At 58.8% G+C, this 19,892-nt stretch carries 15 protein-coding genes; 6 read left to right on the plus strand and 9 right to left on the minus strand.

Annotated features, from left to right (window positions below):
* The first annotated feature begins 49 nt into the window (after window positions 1-49).
* The 4 genes from dapB to HA46_RS01555 all read left to right on the plus strand — a co-directional run bounded on the left by dapB (window position 50) and on the right by HA46_RS01555 (window position 7,099).
* Window positions 50-865: a 4-hydroxy-tetrahydrodipicolinate reductase gene (dapB, locus tag HA46_RS01540; protein ID WP_084881971.1), complete on the plus strand. Its 816-nt coding sequence runs from the start codon at window positions 50-52 to the stop codon at window positions 863-865.
* A gap of 470 nt (window positions 866-1,335) precedes the next feature.
* Window positions 1,336-2,484, plus strand: coding sequence for a glutamine-hydrolyzing carbamoyl-phosphate synthase small subunit (gene carA / locus HA46_RS01545; RefSeq protein WP_084881972.1), 1,149 nt, complete (start codon window positions 1,336-1,338; stop codon window positions 2,482-2,484).
* A gap of 14 nt (window positions 2,485-2,498) precedes the next feature.
* Window positions 2,499-5,723, plus strand: a complete 3,225-nt coding sequence (gene carB, locus HA46_RS01550; protein WP_033793454.1) for a carbamoyl-phosphate synthase large subunit — start codon at window positions 2,499-2,501, stop codon at window positions 5,721-5,723.
* Between the two features lie 236 nt (window positions 5,724-5,959).
* Window positions 5,960-7,099: a porin gene (locus HA46_RS01555; protein ID WP_033749446.1), complete on the plus strand. Its 1,140-nt coding sequence runs from the start codon at window positions 5,960-5,962 to the stop codon at window positions 7,097-7,099.
* Between the two features lie 39 nt (window positions 7,100-7,138).
* Here the strand turns inward: HA46_RS01555 and HA46_RS01560 are convergent, their stop codons facing one another.
* Window positions 7,139-7,516 carry a DUF805 domain-containing protein gene (locus tag HA46_RS01560; protein WP_084881973.1) on the minus strand — a complete coding sequence of 126 codons (378 nt, stop codon included), beginning with the start codon at window positions 7,514-7,516 and terminating at the stop codon, window positions 7,139-7,141.
* A gap of 262 nt (window positions 7,517-7,778) precedes the next feature.
* On the opposite strand from HA46_RS01560, the gene folA reads away from it, so the two are divergent.
* Window positions 7,779-8,258, plus strand: a complete 480-nt coding sequence (gene folA / locus HA46_RS01565; RefSeq protein WP_033793456.1) for a type 3 dihydrofolate reductase — start codon at window positions 7,779-7,781, stop codon at window positions 8,256-8,258.
* A gap of 56 nt (window positions 8,259-8,314) precedes the next feature.
* Here folA and apaH read toward each other — a convergent pair whose 3' ends face one another.
* Genes apaH through lptD form a run of 6 tightly spaced genes read right to left on the minus strand, consistent with a single transcriptional unit; the run spans window position 8,315 to window position 15,134 of the window.
* Window positions 8,315-9,169: a bis(5'-nucleosyl)-tetraphosphatase (symmetrical) ApaH gene (apaH, locus tag HA46_RS01570; RefSeq protein WP_084881974.1), complete on the minus strand. Its 855-nt coding sequence runs from the start codon at window positions 9,167-9,169 to the stop codon at window positions 8,315-8,317.
* A 58-nt stretch (window positions 9,170-9,227) separates the two neighbouring features.
* The gene (apaG, locus tag HA46_RS01575) at window positions 9,228-9,605 is read right to left on the minus strand and encodes a Co2+/Mg2+ efflux protein ApaG (protein ID WP_033749449.1); all 378 of its coding nucleotides are present in this window, start codon (window positions 9,603-9,605) and stop codon (window positions 9,228-9,230) included.
* A gap of 3 nt (window positions 9,606-9,608) precedes the next feature.
* Window positions 9,609-10,430 carry a 16S rRNA (adenine(1518)-N(6)/adenine(1519)-N(6))-dimethyltransferase RsmA gene (gene rsmA / locus HA46_RS01580; protein WP_033793458.1) on the minus strand — a complete coding sequence of 274 codons (822 nt, stop codon included), beginning with the start codon at window positions 10,428-10,430 and terminating at the stop codon, window positions 9,609-9,611.
* Window positions 10,423-11,415: a 4-hydroxythreonine-4-phosphate dehydrogenase PdxA gene (gene pdxA / locus HA46_RS01585; protein ID WP_033793459.1), complete on the minus strand. Its 993-nt coding sequence runs from the start codon at window positions 11,413-11,415 to the stop codon at window positions 10,423-10,425. Before pdxA ends, rsmA begins: the two co-directional genes overlap by 8 nt.
* Entirely contained in the window at window positions 11,405-12,700 is a 1,296-nt protein-coding gene (surA, locus tag HA46_RS01590; protein WP_084881975.1) for a peptidylprolyl isomerase SurA, read from the minus strand. Before surA ends, pdxA begins: the two co-directional genes overlap by 11 nt.
* Before the next feature lie 55 nt (window positions 12,701-12,755).
* Entirely contained in the window at window positions 12,756-15,134 is a 2,379-nt protein-coding gene (gene lptD / locus HA46_RS01595) for an LPS assembly protein LptD (RefSeq protein ID WP_084881976.1), read from the minus strand.
* Between the two features lie 182 nt (window positions 15,135-15,316).
* Here lptD and djlA point away from each other — a divergent pair, with 182 nt between their 5' ends.
* A complete protein-coding gene (gene djlA, locus HA46_RS01600; RefSeq protein ID WP_033793462.1) occupies window positions 15,317-16,120 on the plus strand; it encodes a co-chaperone DjlA in 804 nt (267 codons plus the stop codon).
* A 13-nt stretch (window positions 16,121-16,133) separates the two neighbouring features.
* Here djlA and rluA read toward each other — a convergent pair whose 3' ends face one another.
* Together rluA and rapA are read right to left on the minus strand one after the other, a co-directional pair.
* A complete protein-coding gene (rluA, locus tag HA46_RS01605; RefSeq protein WP_033793463.1) occupies window positions 16,134-16,787 on the minus strand; it encodes a bifunctional tRNA pseudouridine(32) synthase/23S rRNA pseudouridine(746) synthase RluA in 654 nt (217 codons plus the stop codon).
* A 51-nt stretch (window positions 16,788-16,838) separates the two neighbouring features.
* Complete coding sequence (gene rapA, locus HA46_RS01610) at window positions 16,839-19,745, minus strand: RNA polymerase-associated protein RapA (protein WP_084881977.1); 2,907 nt, start codon at window positions 19,743-19,745, stop codon at window positions 16,839-16,841.
* Between the last annotated feature and the right edge of the window lie 147 nt (window positions 19,746-19,892).

Consider the following 19,892-nt stretch of genomic DNA (forward strand, 5'->3'; position numbering starts at 1 on the left):
AACCTGATTGCGCTTTGCATGCATAGTTTTGTATCAGGAATGAATAAATATGAGTAATTACCGCATTGCCATCGTAGGCGCGTCAGGCCGCATGGGACGCAATCTGATTGAGGCGACGCAGCAGGCGGAGGGCGTCGAGCTGGGCGCCGCGCTGGTGCGTCCCGGATCTTCGCTGACTGGCAGCGACGCCGGCGAACTGGCGGGGCTGGGAAAAAACGGCGTTATTATCGCCGACGATTTACGCAGCGTGATGGATGACTTTGACGTGCTGGTGGATTTCACCCGCCCTGAAGGCACGCTGCACTATCTGGCGCTGTGCCGCGAATACAACAAGGCGATGGTGATCGGCACCACCGGCTTTGACGACGCGGGCAAAGCGGCGATTCAGGCCGCCGCCGCCGATATCGGCATCGTTTTCGCCGCCAATTTTAGCGTCGGCGTGAATCTGGTGCTTAAGCTGCTGGAGAAAGCGGCGAAGGTGATGGGCGACTACGCCGATATCGAAATTATTGAAGCGCACCATCGTCATAAGGTTGACGCGCCTTCCGGTACGGCGCTGGCGATGGGTGAAGCGATTGCCGACGCCATGAGCTGGGATTTAAAGGAGCATGCCGTCTACGCGCGCGAAGGCCATACTGGCGAGCGCAAGCCGCAGACCATCGGTTTTGCCACGGTGCGCGCGGGCGACATCGTCGGCGAGCATACGGCGATGTTTGCGGATATCGGCGAGCGCGTCGAGATTACCCACAAGGCTTCAAGCCGCATGACTTTCGCAAATGGCGCTGTTAAGGCGGCGTTGTGGTTAAAAGAGAAGAAATTTGGCCTCTACGATATGCGGGACGTGCTGGATTTATCGCTGATGTGAGTGTTGTGAACCATCGTGATGTGGTTATTTCAATCGGTAAGAGATTGATTGAGCAGGGCGATAATGTTATCGCCCTTTATTTTTCATAAGAAAAGCTAGTTATGCGAGTTTTTTTAGTTAAGATTCTCAAAATGCCGTGTTTTCTCGGTTGTGAAGGTTAAAAAAAGAGCTTTTTTGACCATTTGGTCAAAAATAGTGATCTCTCAGGCCCGCTTTTATCTTATTTCACTCAGGCAACCGTTTAATCCCACCGTTAATATCGCTTTTTTGCGACTTATTCCTGGTTTTACCCTTCAGTGACTCGAAAACCACTAAAAAAATACGCTTCAGGGTAGACAAGCCTGAGTGCGATCATTAGAATGCGCGCAATTTGCCAAAAATCGACCACTCAGGCGGTTTTTGCCTTGATTCAGGGCCAAATTTTGAATTAATATGCAAATATTGTGACTGTTTATTCCCTGGAGGATGTTTTGATTAAGTCAGCGCTCTTGGTTCTGGAAGACGGAACCCAATTCCACGGTCGGGCCATAGGGGCAACGGGATCGGCAGTGGGGGAGGTCGTTTTCAATACGTCAATGACCGGTTATCAAGAAATACTCACTGATCCCTCCTATTCCCGCCAGATCGTCACCCTCACTTATCCCCATATCGGCAATGTCGGCGTCAACGCTGCTGACGCAGAATCCACGCAAATTCACGCGCAAGGCCTGGTCATTCGCGACCTGCCGCTGATTGTCAGCAACTTCCGCAGCGAAGAGAGCCTGTCAGCCTACCTGCAGCGCAATAACGTGGTGGGCATCGCCGATATCGACACCCGTAAGCTGACGCGCCTGCTGCGTGAAAAAGGAGCGCAAAACGGCTGCATCATCGCGGGTGACAACCCCGACGCGGCGCTGGCGCTGCAGAAAGCGCAGGCGTTCCCGGGGCTGAAAGGAATGGATCTGGCGAAAGAAGTCACAACGGCAGAGACCTATAGCTGGCAGCAGGGCTCCTGGACGCTGAACGAGGGCCTGCCGCAGGCGAAGAGCGCGGAAGCGCTGCCGTATCACGTCGTGGCCTACGATTACGGCGTGAAATTCAATATCTTCCGCATGCTGGTGGATCGCGGCTGTCGCCTGACGGTGGTGCCGGCGCAGACGCCCGCGGAAGAGGTGCTGAAGCTTAACCCAGACGGAATTTTCCTCTCTAACGGACCGGGCGACCCGGAGCCGTGCGATTATGCCATCAGCGCGATCAAAGCTTTCCTTGAGACGGAAATTCCGGTGTTCGGCATCTGTCTCGGCCACCAGCTGCTGGCGCTGGCGAGCGGTGCGAAAACGGTGAAGATGAAGCTTGGCCACCACGGCGGCAACCATCCAGTGCAGGATCTCGACAACAATCGCGTCATGATCACCGCGCAAAACCACGGTTTTGCCGTCGATGACGCCAGCCTGCCGGCGAACCTGCGCGTGACGCACATTTCGCTGTTCGACAAAACGGTGCAGGGCATCCACCGCACCGATAAACCGGCGTTCAGCTTCCAGGGACATCCGGAAGCGAGCCCGGGCCCGCACGACGCTGCGCCGCTGTTCGATCACTTTATCGAGCTGATCGAAGCCTACCGTTCGAAAGCTAAGTAATCAGGAGCCAGAAAATGCCGAAACGTACAGATATAAAATCCATCCTGATCCTTGGCGCAGGCCCGATTGTTATCGGCCAGGCCTGTGAGTTTGACTACTCTGGCGCGCAGGCGTGTAAGGCGCTACGCGAAGAGGGCTACCGCGTCATTTTGGTAAACTCCAATCCGGCGACCATTATGACCGACCCGGAGATGGCAGATGCGACCTATATCGAGCCGATTCACTGGGAAGTGGTACGCAAAATTATCGAAAAAGAGCGCCCGGATGCGGTGCTGCCGACCATGGGCGGCCAGACCGCGCTGAACTGCGCGCTGGAGCTGGAGCGTCAGGGCGTGCTGGAAGAGTTTGGCGTCACCATGATTGGCGCCACGGCTGATGCGATCGACAAAGCAGAAGATCGTCGCCGTTTCGACGTGGCGATGAAAAGCATCGGACTGGATACGGCGCGTTCAGGCATCGCCCATTCCATGGAAGAGGCGCTGGCCGTAGCGGAAGATGTCGGCTTCCCGTGCATTATTCGCCCCTCGTTTACCATGGGCGGCACCGGCGGCGGCATCGCCTACAACCGTGAAGAGTTTGAAGAGATCTGCGAACGCGGTCTCGATCTCTCGCCAACCAACGAACTGCTGATCGATGAGTCGCTGATTGGCTGGAAAGAATATGAGATGGAGGTGGTGCGCGACAAGAACGACAACTGCATCATCGTCTGCTCTATCGAAAACTTCGACGCCATGGGCATTCACACCGGCGACTCCATCACCGTCGCGCCGGCCCAGACGCTGACCGATAAAGAGTATCAGATCATGCGTAACGCCTCGCTGGCGGTACTGCGTGAAATCGGCGTGGAAACAGGCGGCTCCAACGTACAGTTCTCGGTCAACCCGAAGGACGGCCGTCTGATCGTTATCGAAATGAACCCGCGCGTCTCGCGCTCCTCGGCGCTCGCCTCTAAGGCGACCGGCTTCCCGATCGCCAAAGTGGCGGCCAAGCTGGCGGTCGGCTTCACGCTGGACGAGCTGATGAACGACATCACCGGCGGTCTGACGCCGGCGTCGTTTGAACCCTCTATCGACTACGTCGTCACCAAAATCCCGCGCTTCAATTTCGAGAAATTCGCCGGCGCGAACGATCGTCTGACCACCCAGATGAAATCGGTCGGCGAGGTGATGGCGATTGGCCGCACCTTCCAGGAGTCGATGCAGAAAGCGCTGCGCGGTCTGGAAGTGGGTGCTAACGGCTTCGACCCGAAAGTGCACCTTGACGATGCCGATGCGCTGACCCGCATTCGCCGCGAACTGAAAGATGCGGGCGCCGAGCGTATCTGGTACATCGCCGATGCGTTCCGCGCCGGGATGTCGGTCGACGGCGTCTTCAACCTGACCAATATCGATCGCTGGTTCCTGGTGCAGATCGAAGAGCTGGTGCGTCTGGAAGAGCAGGTGGCGCGCGAAGGCGTCAACGGCCTGAGCCAGCCGTTCCTGCGCGCGCTGAAGCGCAAAGGCTTCGCCGACGCGCGTCTGGCGGCGCTGGCGGGCGTCTCGGAAAGTGAGATCCGCAAGCTGCGTCAGCAGTACAATCTGCATCCGGTCTATAAGCGCGTCGATACCTGCGCCGCCGAATTCGCCACCGATACCGCCTATATGTACTCCACCTATGAAGAGGAGTGCGAGGCGAACCCGAATCAGGATCGCGACAAGATCATGGTGCTGGGCGGCGGACCAAACCGCATTGGCCAGGGCATTGAGTTCGACTACTGCTGCGTACACGCCGCGCTGGCGCTGCGCGAAGATGGTTTCGAAACCATTATGGTGAACTGCAACCCGGAAACGGTTTCTACCGACTACGACACCTCTGACCGTCTTTACTTCGAGCCGGTCACGCTGGAAGACGTGCTGGAGATCGTGCGCATCGAGCAGCCGAAAGGCGTGATCGTGCAGTACGGCGGCCAGACGCCGCTGAAGCTGGCGCGCGCGCTGGAAGCCGCGGGCGTGCCGGTTATCGGCACCAGCCCGGACGCGATTGACCGCGCCGAAGATCGCGAGCGCTTCCAGCAGGCGGTGGATCGCCTGAACCTGAAGCAGCCAGCTAACGCCACCGTCACTACGCTGGAGCAGGCGGTCGAGAAAGCGGCCAGCCTCGGCTATCCGTTGGTGGTGCGTCCTTCTTATGTGCTGGGCGGCCGCGCAATGGAGATCGTCTACGACGAGATCGACCTCAAGCGCTACTTCCAGACCGCCGTCTCCGTCTCCAACGACGCGCCGGTGCTGCTGGACCGCTTCCTGGACGACGCGGTCGAGGTAGACGTGGATGCGATCTGCGACGGCGAGCGCGTGCTGATTGGCGGCATTATGGAGCACATCGAGCAGGCGGGCGTGCACTCGGGTGACTCCGCCTGTTCGCTGCCCGCCTACACGCTAAGCCAGGAGATTCAGAACGTGATGCGTCAGCAGGTCGAGCGCCTGGCGTTCGAACTCAACGTGCGCGGCCTGATGAACGTACAGTTCGCGGTGAAGGACAACGAGGTTTACCTGATTGAGGTCAACCCGCGTGCGGCGCGTACCGTACCGTTCGTCTCTAAAGCCACCGGCGTGCCGCTGGCGAAAGTGGCGGCGCGCGTCATGGCGGGCAAAACGCTGGCCGAGCAGGGCGTCACGGAAGAGGTCATCCCGCCGTACTACTCGGTGAAAGAGGTCGTGCTGCCGTTCAATAAATTCCAGGGCGTGGATCCGATTCTCGGCCCGGAAATGCGCTCCACCGGCGAAGTGATGGGCGTGGGCCGTACCTTTGCCGAAGCCTTCTCGAAAGCGATGCTGGGCGCTCAGAGCAATATGAAGAAGAGCGGTCGCGCGCTGCTGTCGGTACGCGAAGGCGACAAGAAGCGCATCGTCGATCTGGCAGCCAAGCTGCTGAAGTTCGGCTTTGAGCTCGACGCCACCCACGGCACCGCCGTGGTGCTGGGCGAAGCGGGCATTAATCCGCGTCTGGTGAATAAGGTGCACGAAGGTCGTCCGCATATTCAGGATCGTCTGAAGAACGGCGAATATACCTATATCGTCAACACCACTGCCGGTCGTCAGGCAATTGAGGATTCGCGCGCTATTCGCCGCAGCGCGCTGCAGTATAAAGTGCACTACGACACCACGCTGAACGGCGGTTTCGCCACGGCGATGTCGCTGAATGCGGATCCGACGGAAAAAGTCATTTCCGTACAAGAAATGCACGCGCTTATTAATGGTTAATTTCCGTGCATAATTAAACGGCCCCCCGGGGCCGTTTTTTTATTTTTTATCGCCTGCTTTGATAATAAATAACTAAAAACGATTAAAGTTTTGCGCATTTGTCTTTAGGCTTAGCGCGCAATGCTATTGCTGCAATTTTCCGTAAAAACCGCACAAATTTATAAAGCGAAAGCCTGTCTGCTCAACGTAATATTTCGCCGCCTATTCTTCCGGGCCAATCAGGGATTTATAAAAAAATGAAAATGCGTGCTTTTACACTGAGCGCTATTGCTGCGTTGATGGCGGCTGCGCCCTTTGCCAGCCAGGCTGAAATTACTCTGCTTAAACAAGATCCGCAGGCGGGCGATCCGCTGAGCCGACTGAACTTCACCGTGGGCGGCAGTATTCGTCCGCAGTTCGAACATCAGACCGGCGTCAACGATAAATCTTACAAGCGTAATGGCTTTGACGGCGGCACCCGCTTCCGTTTCGCCGCTGACTATTATCTGTTCGACGATATTAGCTGGGCCAGCTACTACGAGGTGGGCGTTAATATTCCCGCCGTATTCGACTGGGATAACCATTATAAAGATGGCGCCAACGACACTACCCGTCGCCAGCTCTATACCGGCCTGAAAAGTAAAACCTGGGGTGAGATCTATTTCGGCCAGCAGAACAGCGTCTTCTATGACGTTGTCGGCGCGAAGACCGATATCTGGGATTACGACATGAAAGGCCAGGCGCCGGGCAACGGCATCAACGGCGACTACGACGGCTCTTACCGTTCGCGCAAGCAGCTGAAGTATAAAAATACCTTCGGCGCGGTCGATCTCTACGCCTCTTATCTATTCAGCGACAACGAATACCTGCCGGGCAACGGGCTGCGCTACAAGCGCAAAGGCGGCGGTTCGCTGGGCGTGGATTACCATATTACCGACGACCTGACCTGGGGCACGGCGTGGAACTATACCCGCGCAGAGATGCGTAATCCGGGCAATAGCGACAGCGGCGACTACAACCAGAACATCTACGGCACCGCACTGAGCTGGAAGCCGGGCAACTGGACGCTCTCCGCGGGCGGCGGCTGGTATCAAAACTTCCTGCTGACCAAGCGCAGCAACGTCAACGACTACTTTGCCGATGACGCATGGGGCCTGGAATACTTCGCCGGCTACAAAATCCCGGTCAAGCAGTACGGCCTGAAAGCGGTGCAGCCTTACGTGATGGGCGATCGTCTGGAGTATGTTAACGGCCGCAACTACCAGCGCATCGACAACGGCGTGGGCGTTACGCTGTTCCTCGACTACGGTTTCCGCGTCGACTACGAACACGTCTTTACCTCCAGCACCGACAACCTGGGCGATATGAACCTGGTGCGTCTGCGCTACGATTTCTAATCGTCAAAACATAAAACGGCTCCTTAGGGAGCCGTTTTTTTATGGGGCGATCGCAGTTTCATCCAGCGGATCGGGGCCAAATCGGTTGGGACCGGTCGTGCCGCGCAGGCAGAAGTAAACCAGCAGCAGCAGAGTGCCCAGCAGCGGAATCAACATAATCAGCAACCACCAGCCGGAGCGATCGAGATCGTGCAGGCGGCGTACGCCGACGGCGATGGAGGGGAGCAGGACGGCAATGGAGTAGATAAGCGAAAGCAGCCCCTGGTCAAAAAAAACCTTCAGTCCAAACAGTTCATCGACTGCGCTGCAGGCCAGCGAAATCAGCGTGCTAAATAATAAAAACAGCCAGAACGTTTTGCGACGACAGCGACCGTTGATTACCGCATACATTTTTAAAACCGTCAGATAGTGGTTCACTTTATGGGTTCCTTTTTAATCAAATCAGCGCGGCCGTCCCCGTCAGGTCAGGGTGAAACGCGCTATTCCCGCCCTTGTGCCAGGTAACCTATTTTATCTGGCGGCTTAGGGTACCGGACAGGAAAAAAGCGGTGTAAAACTCTGCTGAGTAATAAAAATGCGGTGGCAAAAGCCCTTTACGTAATTACACTCTTCCCGCTATCGACGAAAGTTTCGCCTTTACGTATGATGGCGCGAATTTTTTATCTGTGAGTCTCTTAACATGATTAGTCTGATCGCGGCATTAGCAGCAGATCGCGTCATTGGTATGGAAGGTGCCATGCCGTGGAATCTGCCTGCAGATTTGGCGTGGTTTAAACGCAACACCTTGAATAAACCGGTAATTATGGGTCGCCTGACCTTTGAATCCATCGGTCGTCCGCTGCCGGGACGCCTCAATATCGTGGTCAGCAGCAAGCCGGGCGCGACGGAAGGGGTGACCTGGGTGACCTCGCTGGATGAGGCGATAAAAGCGGCCGGCGACGTGCCGGAGATAATGGTGATTGGCGGCGGGCGGATCTACGAGCAGATGCTGAAGCGCGCCGATCGTCTCTATCTCACCCATATCGACGCCGAGGTAGAAGGGGACACGCAGTTCCCGGATTACGAACCGGACGAATGGCAATCGACCTTTAGCGAGTTTCACGACGCCGACGAGCAGAACTCCCACAGCTACTGCTTCGAAATCCTCGATCGCCGCTAAGCGTTAGTCAGCAAAACGCCTTGTCCACCGACAAGGCGTTTTCTTTTGCGCCTCCGTCAGGCGGACTGCTGCGGCGGGACGCTGTCGTTTATCGACGGCTGGCGGTTAGAGGCCTGCGTATAGTAGCGCTGGCTTTCCCAGTGCAGCAGCGTCAGCACGCCGCCCCAGCAGCAGCCGGTATCCAGGCCGATCACGCCGCGCGGCGTGCCTTTGCCCTCCAGCGAGGCCCAGTGGCCGAACACCTGCGTGTAGTCGTCGGGCAGCTTGCCGGGGATCGTGAACCAGGGCCTGAGCGGCGGCGGCGCGGAGTCCGGCGCCTCTTTGCAGATCATATCGAGCTGGCCGTTGGGGAAGCAGAAGCGCATGCGCGTCAGGGCGTTGGCGGAAAAGCGCAGGCGCGCCAGGCCACTCAGCTCCGGCGTCCAGTTATTCGGCATATCGCCGTACATGGCGTCCAGAAACAGTGGATAGCTGTCGCTGGAGAGCACCGCCTCCAGCTCGCGCGCGCAGGCCTGCGCCGTCTCTAAATCCCACTGCGGCGTGATGCCGGCATGCGCCATTACCAGCTTCTTCTCTTCGTCGACCTGCAGCAGCGGCTGACGGCGCAGCCAGTTAAGCAGTTCGTCGGCGTCCTCTGCTTCGAGCAGCGGCGTCAGGCGATCCTTGGGTTTATTGCGGCTGATGCCGGCGAACACCGCCAGCAGATGCAAATCGTGATTGCCCAGCACCACGCGGACGCTCTCGCCGAGCGATTTTACGTAGCGCAGCACCTCAAGCGAACCTGGGCCGCGCGCGACCAGATCGCCGGTCAGCCACAGCGTATCCTGCTCAGGCGAAAAGTCCACCTGCTCCAGCAGAGCGCGTAGCTCATCGTAACAACCGTGAACGTCGCCAATCAGATATGTGCTCATAGAGAATTATCCGCAATAAAAAACCGCGCCCGGCAAAGCCGGGCGAAGGGTGAAAAGATCAATGTATATGGGTTTCTACGGCGAGGCGGAACACCGGGATATCGATGTGAAAGGTTTCCCCCTCTTCATCCTGCATCACATAGTGTCCCTGCATGGTGCCCATCGGCGTTTCGATAACGGCGCCGCTGGTGTACTGAAATTCGCTGCCGGGCGCAATCACGGGCTGCTCGCCGACCACGCCTTCGCCCTGAACTTCGGTTTCGCGTCCGTTGCCGTTAGTGATGAGCCAGTAGCGGCCCAGCAGCTGCACGGCATTTCGACCCAGATTGCGGATGGTAATGGTATAGGCAAAGACGAAGCGCTCCTCTTCCGGCGAGGATTGAGAAGCGATATAGAGACTTTGTACCTGAACAGACATCCGGGCCGATTCACTCATGCGTTACTCCAGCGGTTCAACGTTGTGCGTCGCCAGCCAGTTGGCTAACTGACAGTATTGCGCCACCGACACGTTTTCCGCGCGTAGTCCTGCATCGATGCCCAGCTCATCCAGCGCGCCGGCGGCGAACAGATGGCCGAGGCTGTTGCGCAGGGTTTTGCGGCGCTTGCCGAAGGCTTCGGTGGTGATGCGGCTCAGTACGCGAATATCACTGACCGGATGCGGCGGCTCCACAAACGGCACCAGGCGCACCACTGCCGAATCCACCTTAGGCGGCGGCGTAAAAGAGTGCGGCGGCACTTCAAGCACCGGGATAACCTGACAATAATATTGCGCCATCACGCTGAGGCGGCCGTAGGCTTTGCTGCCTGGCCCGGCGACGAGGCGGTTAACCACCTCTTTCTGCAGCATGAAGTGCATATCTTTAATCGAACCAGTATAGCTGAAAAGGTGAAACATCAGCGGGGTCGAAATATTGTAAGGCAAGTTGCCGAAGACGCGCAGCGGCTGGCCTTTCTCTTTCGCCAGCGCGGCGAAATCAAAGGTCATCGCATCCTGCTGATAGATCGTCAGCTTCGGCCCCAGGAACGGATGGGTCTGCAGACGCGCAGCCAGATCGCGGTCCAGCTCGACCACCGTTAAAGCGTCGAGACGCTCGCCGACCGGCTCGGTCAGCGCGCCGAGGCCAGGGCCGATCTCCACCAGCGCTTCGCTGCGCTGCGGATGAATGGCGGAGACAATGCTGTCGATAATGTACTGATCGTTCAGGAAGTTCTGCCCGAAACGTTTACGGGCGTAGTGCCCCTGATGGACGCGATTATTCATTACTGCTCTTGATCATAGTGATGGCGAGGTTAAGCGCCGTAATAAAGCTGCCCGGCTCCGCCTGGCCCAGACCTGCCAGCTCCAGCGCGGTGCCGTGGTCGACGGAAGTACGGATAAAGGGCAGGCCGAGGGTGATATTCACCGCGCGGCCGAACCCCTGGAATTTTAGCACCGGCAAACCCTGATCGTGATACATCGCCAGCACCGCATCGGCGTGCTGCAGATATTTCGGCTGGAAAAGGGTGTCGGCCGGCAGCGGCCCGGTAAGCTGAATGCCCTGTTCGCGCAGGGAGTCGAGCGCCGGAATAATCGTATCGATCTCTTCGCGTCCCATATGGCCGCTCTCGCCCGCATGGGGATTGAGCCCGCAGACGAAGATATGCGGCTGTGGGATGGCGAACTTCTGCTGCAGATCGCGATGCAGAATTGTAATCACTTCGCGCAGGCTGGCGTGGGTAATGGCCGCAGAGACATCTTTCAGCGGCAGATGCGTGGTCGCCAGCGCGACGCGCAGCTCTTCGGTCGCCAGCATCATCACGACGCGATGACCGCCGGCGCGATCGGCGAAGAATTCGGTATGGCCGGTAAAAGGAATGCCGGCATCGTTAATCACGCCTTTATGCACCGGGCCGGTGATCAGCGCGGCGAATTCGCCGTTCAGGCAGCCGTCGCAGGCGCGCGCCAGGGTCGCCAGCACGTAGGCGCTGTTGGCCGGCTGGAGTTCGCCCGGCGTAACCGGCTGCGCGGTGTCTATCGGCAGGATGGTCAGCGAGCCGGCCTGCTGCGGCTGCGCCGCGAGGCCGGGCTGATAGTCGCGCAGCGTCAGCGGCAAGCCGAGCTGAGCGGCGCGCGCATGCAGCAGCTGCGGCGACGCGCAAACCACCAGTTCAACCGGCCAGTTTTGCTGAGCCAGCTGAATGGCGAGATCGGGACCAATCCCGGCGGGTTCGCCGGGCGTGATGACGACGCGATAATTACTGAGCATTGCCGTCCAGGATTTTCACGTAGGCGCTGGCGCGCTGTTCCTGCATCCAGGTCTGCGCTTCTTCGGCAAACTTACGGTTGAAAAGCAGGCGATAGGCGCGCTCTTTCTGCGCCGCATCGGTCTTATCGACCTGACGGGTATCCATCAGCTGGATCAGGTGCCAGCCGAAAGAGGAGTGAACCGGCTTACTGGTCTGGCCTTTCTGCAGCTGTAACAGGGCGTCGCGGAATGCCGGATCGAAGGCTTCCGGAGAGGACCAGCCCAGATCGCCGCCCTGGTTGGCGGAGCCCGGATCGTCGGAGAACTGTTTGGCTGCCGCCGCGAAGCTGGTTTTACCGCTGCGGATATCGGCGGCGATCTGTTCCAGCTTCGCGCGCGCCTGCTCGTCGGTCAGGATCGGCGACGGTTTGATCAGGATATGGCGCGCGTGCACTTCGGTGACGGAGATGTTTTTGCTCTCGCCGCGCAGATCGTTGACCTTCAGGATATGAAAGCCGACGCCGGAGCGGACTGGGCCGACGATATCACCTTTTTTCGCAGAGGAGAGTGCCTGCGCGAACAGGGTCGGCAGCTCTTCGATTTTGCCCCAGCCCATGTTGCCGCCTTTCAGCGCCTGCGGATCGGCGGAGTAGGTAACGGCCAGCTTGCCGAAATCCGCGCCGCCTTTCAGTTCGCCTACCAGCTGCTTAGCCAGCGCTTCCTGATCGTCGACCTGCTGCTGCGTCGGGTTTTCCGGCAGCGGCAGCAGAATTTGGCTGACGTTCAGCTCGGTGCCCTGCGCGTTTTGCGCACCGACCTGGGTTGCCAGCGTATCGACTTCCTGCGGCAGGATGGTGACGCGACGACGCACCTCATTGTTGCGAACTTCGGCAATCAGCATCTCTTTGCGGATCTGGCTGCGGTAGTCGCTGTAGTTGACGCCGTCGTAGGCCAGGCGGCTGCGCAGCTGATCGAGGCTCATATGGTTCTGCGCGGCGATATTGCCGATCGCCTGGTCGAGTTGCTGATCGCTAATCTGCAGCCCCGCTTTTTCGCCCATCTGCAGGATGATGTTGTCCATGATCTGACGTTCAAGGATCTGGTGACGCAACGTCTTGTCGTCCGGCAGCTGCTGCCCGGCCTGTTGCGCCTGCGCCTTTACGGTGCGCAGCATATTGTCTACGTCACTCTCCAGAACGACGCCGTTATTCACAACGGCAGCGACTTTATCAACCACTTGTGGTGCTGCGAACGCGGTGTTGGCGGCTACCGCCACACCCAGAATCAGCATTCTCCAGTTCTTCATACTTTTTCCATAGTTGTTTCCGCAGTGCGGGAATTACCAGTCAAACATCGCAACATCAGAAAGCGCGCTGGTAAGGGATAATGCCCTGACGCAGCATCTGGTCGGTGCCTAAGCCATAACCGGAGCTCAAACCACGCAGCTCAATGTTGAATGAGATTTGGTTGTCATACTTACTGTCGTTGTTTTCCCAACCGTTGATCTTGCGTTCGTAACCGACGCGGATCGCGTAGCAGCAGGAGCTGTACTGCAGGCCAACCAGCTGCGAGGCCGGTTTCTGGTTGCGCGTATCGTAGTAGTACGCGCCCACCACTGACCAGGCGTCCGCAATCGGCCAGCTGGCGGTGCCGCCTACCTGTGAAATTCCCTTTTTGTAGATCGGGTTGTTCACCAGGTCGGAGTTGTTCAGCGCGCTGGCCACATATTCCGGGCTGCTGTAGCGATAGCTCAGCTGCAGAACGCGGTCGGCGTCGCGACGATACTCCAGCACGGTATTGCCCTGTGCGACGTTGTCGAGACGGGTGTCATACTGCAATCCGCCGCGAACGCCCCAGCGATCGCTGACTTTCCAGTAGGTGTCGCCGGCCCAGATCAGGCTGCCGGTGTCATCTTCTTTGTTGGTCTGGTTCACGCCGGTACGCGCAGGGGTAAACGAGTAGATTTGACCCACGGAAACGTTAAAACGTTCAACCAGATCCTGATCATAAATACGCGTGGTGACGCCGGTCGATACCTCGTTGGCGGAGGCGATGCGATCCAGGCCGCTATAGGTGCGGTCGCGGAACAGGCCGGTATAGTCGGTCTGCAGCAGCGTCGAGTCGTACGGATAGATATCGCTCTGGTTGCGGTATGGAATATAGAGATACTGCACGCGCGGCTCGAGCGTCTGGGTGTAGCCTGCCGCCCAGTCCATATCGCGGTCGAATACCAGACGGCCGTCGACCTTGAACTGCGGCATGGTGCGGTTCACCGTGCTTTTCAGCTGGCCGCTCTGGCTGTTGGCTGCATCCGCCAGGTTGGCGTTGTAGTAATCCAGCGAATCCTGCTCATAGTGCGTGGCGAGGAACTTCGCTTCGGTATCCAGACTCGCCCAGCCGTTAGAGAGCGGCAGGTTCAGCGTCGGCTCGACGTGCAGACGGGTCGCTTCAGGATAGTTATTGTTGACGTTGGTGAACTTCACCGCCTGCGCGTAAATGCGGCCGTCGAACGGACCGATGTCGTTCTGGTAGAAGTTCAGATCGAGCTGCGGCTGCGCGCGATAGACGTTGCTGCTGCTGGTGTCGCCGAAGACCTGGAAGTCGCGGCTGGAGAGCGTGGCGTCCCAGTTCGTGTCGGCATAGCCGAAGCTGAACTTCTGCGTCGCATAGCCGTCAGTTGAGTTGTAATATTTCGAGTCGAGATCGTTAAAGTAGTAAGGATCGCTGACTTTGGTGTAATCGGCGTTAAAGCGCCAGTGCTGATCGTAGACCCCGGCGTGGCGCCAGTAGAAGAGCCAGCGGTCGTTGCTCTTGTCTTCCGCGATATTACGCGCCGCTTTGTCTTTATCATACTGGTTGTCCGACGGCAGGTAGTCGAACTCCATCAGGCCGGCGCCGAACTGCGTCAGGTAGCGGAATTCGTTTTCCAGCTGCATGCCGCGCTTCGACATGTAGTGCGGCGTAATGGTGGCGTCCGCCTGCGGCGCGATGTTCCAGTAGTAGGGCAGGACAAATTCGAAGCCTTTGCTGCTGCCATATTTCGCGTTGGGGATCAGGAAGCCGGAGCGGCGGCGATCGCCGATCGGCAGCTGAAGATAGGGGCTATAGAAGATCGGCACCGCGCCCAGCTTAAAGCGGGCGTTCCAGATCTCCGCCACCTCTTCTTCGCGATCCTGGATGACCTCCGAGCCCACGACGCTCCAGCTGTTGTAGCCGGGCAGGCAGGAGGTGAAGCTGCCGTTTTCCAGAATGGTGTAGCGGTTATCGGCGCGCTGTTTCATCAGATCGGCGTCGCCGCGTCCCTGACGGCCCACCATCTGGTAGTTGCCGTTCCAGACGTTGGTGTCTTTGGTATTCAGATTGGACCAGGCTTTCGGACCTTTCAGGATGACCTGATTGTCGTCATAGCTCACATTGCCCAGCGCGTCGACGGTGCGAACCGGCGTGGTTTGCCCTTCCTGCTGGCGCTGATGCAGCTGCATTTCATCCGACTGCAGGCGGCTGTTGCCCTGCTGCACATCCACATTGCCGGTGAATACCGCGTCGTCCGGATAGTTTCCCTTCGCCGCGTCGGAATGAATCGTGACCGGCTGCTGGTTCGTCTGGCCAGTGACCAGCGGGCGGTTATAGCTCGGCACGCCCAGCATACACTGCGACATAAGATCGTCGGCCAGGGCAGACTGACTGGATATCGCTGCGCCGATCATGGTGGCCAGCAGGGTAGGTAGTCGTTTATTCATACGCGGTATCGAGAATTCCATGAAAACTGGCATCATGCCGACAATCGGCTCAGAGACTAACGTACTGCCCGGCGTTGTGCCAGTGTTAATCCGTGTCTGTCCGCGTTGCCGTTAGGCGCTGGGATAAATGACAGGTATGATAATGCAATTTTCAGCCGCAAGCATGGCGAATTGAGGAGTTTATGCGCTACTGGGGAAAAGTTATTGGGCTGGTGCTGGGGCTGCTTTCCGGCGCCGGTTTTTGGGGCATTGTGTTCGGCCTGGCGATAGGCCATCTGATCGATAAGGTTCGCGGCGCAAAAGGACAGGCCTGGTTCGCGAATAACCAAACCCGCCAGACGCTGTTTTTTCTGACCACTTTTCAGGTGATGGGCCACCTTACCAAATCGAAAGGGCGCGTCACTGAAGCCGATATTCAAATCGCTTCTTTATTAATGGATCGCATGCAGCTGCACGGCGATGCGCGCACCGCCGCGCAGCGCGCCTTCCGCGAAGGCAAGCAGGGCGACTATCCGCTGCGCAGCAAACTGCGCGAGCTGCGCAGCGCCTGTTTCGGCCGCTTCGATCTGATTCGGATGTTTCTGGAAATTCAGATTCAGGCCGCCTTCGCCGACGGCTCGCTGCATCCGAACGAGCGTCAGGTGCTGTATGTGATCGCCGAAGAGCTCGGCATCTCGCGCATTCAGTTCGATCAGTTCCTGCGCATGATGGAGGGCGGCCAGCAGTTCGGCGGCGGGCAAGGCGGCGGCTATCAGCAGGCGCAGCGCGGGCCGACGCTGGAGGACGCCTGCAGCGTGCTGGGGGTGAAAAGCAGCGACGACGCCACCACCATTAAGCGCGCCTACCGTAAGCTGATGAGCGAGCATCATCCCGACAAGCTGGTGGCGAAAGGCTTGCCGCCGGAGATGATGGAGATGGCGAAACAGAAGGCGCAGGAGATTCAGGCGGCTTACGATCTGATTCGCCGCGAGAAAGGCTTTAAGTAGCGCGCGAGCCCGCTTAAAAATCGGCGGGCTGGCGGAAGGTCATGCTGTTGCCGAATGCCGGATGCGTGATGGTCAGCGATTCGGCATGCAGCAGCAGGCGCGGCGCGCGGGCTTTCGCGTCGGGATGGGCGTAAAAGCCGTCGCCCAGGATAGGATGGCCCAGCGCCAGCATGTGCACGCGCAGCTGGTGCGAGCGGCCGGTGATTGGCTTTAGCGCCACGCGCGCGCTGTTGTCGTCCAGAAAAGCCAGCACTTCATACTCGGTCTGCGCCGCTTTGCCGGTTTCAAAGCAGACCTTCTGTTTCGGCCGGTTCGGCCAGTCGCAGATCAGCGGCAGATCGATAACCCCTTTTTCCGCTGCCGGATGGCCCCAGACGCGCGCCACGTAGCTTTTTGACGGCTCGCGCTCGCGAAACTGGCGCTTCAGCTCGCGCTCCGCTGCCTTGGTTAAGGCGACCGCCAGCACGCCGCTGGTGGCCATATCGAGGCGATGCACCGATTCCGCCTGCGGATAGTCGCGCTGTATGCGCGTCATTACGCTGTCTTTGTGCTCTTCCAGACGGCCCGGCACCGACAGCAGCCCGCTCGGCTTATTGACCACCATAATGTGCGCATCCTGATAAAGGATGTGCAGCCAGGGTTCGCGCGGCGGATTATAGGGTTCCATGATGTATTCGCTTTCTGCCTAAAGTAAAAGGGGCCAAACGGCCCCGATAGATTACTGATGCGTCACCACGATCAGACGCAGCGCGTCCAGACGCCAGTTGGCCTGGCTCAGGCTTTCCAGCACCTGCTGGCGATTGCTCTCCAGCGCCTCGATCTCATCTTCGCGGATGTTGGGGTTGACCGCTTTCAGCGCCTCAAGACGCGACAGCTCCGCGCCCAGCTTCTCATCCGCTTCGGCGCGCGCCGCGGCGATCAGCGCCTGCGCTTCCGGCACCACTTTCTCTTCCGCCTGCACCAGAATCGCGTGCACATCCTGCTGTACCGCGTTGACCAGCTTGCTGCCGGTATGGCGATTCACCGCATTAAGCTGGCGGTTGAAGCTTTCAAACTCTACCTTGCCCGCCAGGTTGGTGCCGTTGCGATCCAGCAGCATGCGGATCGGCGTCGGCGGCAGGAAGCGCGTCAGCTGCAGATGCTTCGGTGCCTGCGCCTCGACCACGTAGATCATCTCCACCAGCAGCGTGCCGACCGGCAGCGCCTTGTTTTTCAGCAGCGACAGCGCGCAGCTGCCGGTGTCGCCGGAGAGGATCAGATCCAGGCCGTTGCGGATCAGCGGATGCTCCCAGGTGATGAACTGAGTATCTTCGCGCGACAGCGCCTGGTCGCGGTTGAAGGTGATGGTGCAGCCATCTTCCGGCAGGCCGGGGAAATCGGGCACCAGCATATGGTCGGACGGCGTCAGCACGATCAGGTTATCGCTGCGATCCTCCTGATTAATGCCGACGATATCGAACAGGTTCAGCGCGAAGTTCACCAGTTCGGTGTCGTTGTCCTGCGCGGCGATCTCCGCCGCCAGCGCCTGCGCCGACTCGCCGCCGTTGGAGTTGAGCTCCAGCAGGCGGTCGCGGCCCTGTTCCAGCTGCGACTTCAGCGACTCGTGCTGCTTGCGGCACTCGGCGATAAATTCATCCAGGCCTTCGCTGTTTTCCGGCGCGGCGAGGAAGTCGATCAGCGGCTGATGCACGCTGTCGTAAATGGTGCGGCCGGTGGGGCAGGTGTGCTCGAAGGCGTCGAGCCCTTCATGATACCAGCGCAGCAGCACCGCCTGAGCGGTTTTCTCCAGCCAGGGAACCATGATCTGAATATCGTGCGCCTGGCCGATACGATCGAGACGGCCGATGCGCTGCTCCAGCAGATCCGGGTTAAACGGCAGATCGAACATCACCAGACGGCTGGCGAACTGGAAGTTGCGTCCTTCGGAACCGATTTCGGAGCAGAGCAGCACCTGCGCGCCGTTCTCTTCCGAGGCGAACCAGGCGGCGGCGCGGTCGCGTTCGATGATCGACAGCCCTTCGTGGAATACCGCCGCGCGAATGCCTTCGCGCTCGCGCAGCACCTGCTCCAGCTGCAGCGCGGTGGCCGCCTTGGCGCAGATCACCAGCACTTTCTCTTTGCGGTTGCTGGTCAGGTAGCCAAGCAGCCACTCGACGCGCGGATCGAAGTTCCACCAGGTGCCGCTGTCGCCTTCGAACTCCTGATAAATTTGCTCGGGATAGAGCAGGTCGCGCGCGCGCTCTTCCGCGCTTTTGCGCGCGCCCATGATGCCGGAGACCTTGATGGCGGTTTGATACTGCGCCGGCAGCGGCAGGCGGATCTGGTGCAGCTCGCGTTTCGGAAAGCCCTTCACGCCGTTACGCGTGTTGCGGAACAGCACGCGGCTGGTGCCGTGGCGATCCATCAGCATGGCGATCAGCTCTTTGCGCGCGTCGAGTTTGCCGTCGCGTTCGCTGTTAGCGACCTGCAGTAGCGGCTCAATATCCTGCTCGCCCACCAGATCGTTGATGATGTTCATCTCTTCCTGCGAGATCGCTTTGTCGGCCAGCAGTGAAGAGACCGCGTCGGCGACCGGGCGGAAGTGCTGCTGCTCTTCGACAAACTGCGCGAAGTCGTGGAAGCGATTGGGATCGAGCAGACGCAGACGGGCGAAGTGGCTCTCCATTCCCAGCTGTTCCGGCGTTGCGGTCAGCAGCAGCACGCCGGGGATCTGCTCCGCCAGCTTTTCGATAACCGCATATTCGCGGCTGGGCTCGCCTTCGCTCCAGGCGAGGTGGTGCGCTTCGTCGACCACCATCAGATCCCACTCGGCCTCTGCGAGCAGCTCAAGACGCTGCTTGTTACGGCGTACGAAATCGAGCGAGCAGATAATCAGCTGTTCGGTCTCGAAGGCGTTGTCGCTGTCGTGCTGCGCTTCGGCGTAGCGGTCATCGTCGAACAGCGAGAAGTGGAGGTTGAAGCGGCGCAGCATCTCGACCAGCCACTGATGCTGCAGGGTTTCCGGCACGATGATCAGCACGCGCTCGGCGCGTCCGGCCAGCAGCTGCTGCTGGATGATCATGCCGGCTTCGATGGTTTTGCCGAGGCCCACCTCGTCCGCCAGCAGCACGCGCGGAGCATGGCGGCGACCCACATCGTGGGCGATATGCAGCTGATGCGGGATCAGGTTAGTGCGCATGCCGCGCAGACCGCTTACCGGCAGACGATACTGCGCGCTCTGATATTTGCGGGCGCGATAGCGCAGGGCGAAGCGATCCATACGATCGAGCTGGCCGGCAAACAGGCGATCCTGCGGTTTGCTGAATACCAGCTTGCTGTCGAGCATCACCTCACGCAGCATCACCTCGCTTTCATCCGTATCGAGACGCGTGCCGATATAGGTCATCAGGTCATTTTCGTTGCGTACTTCATCGACGCGCATCTGCCAGCCTTCGTGGCTGGTCACCGTATCGCCCGGATTAAAGATAACGCGAGTCACCGGAGAATCGTTACGGGCATACAGGCGGTTTTCGCCCGTGGCCGGAAACAGCAGCGTAACCATGCGGGCGTCCGCCGCCACGACGGTTCCGAGCCCCAGTTCACTTTCCGTATCACTAATCCAGCGCTGACCTAATGTAAAAACCATATTTTTCTAGCTCGAATTTTTAAGGTGTTTTTGGTGATGTTTCCCCGCCACAGGCAATACCTTTTCCCCAGACAAAGGGCGGTCTGGTCAGGTTTTAAGAGCGGTGAGATGCAGGAAGGGCGCTATGGTACTGGAAGGCAGGCCGTT

Source organism: Pantoea septica, from assembly GCF_002095575.1.
GTDB classification, from domain to species: domain Bacteria; phylum Pseudomonadota; class Gammaproteobacteria; order Enterobacterales; family Enterobacteriaceae; genus Pantoea; species Pantoea septica.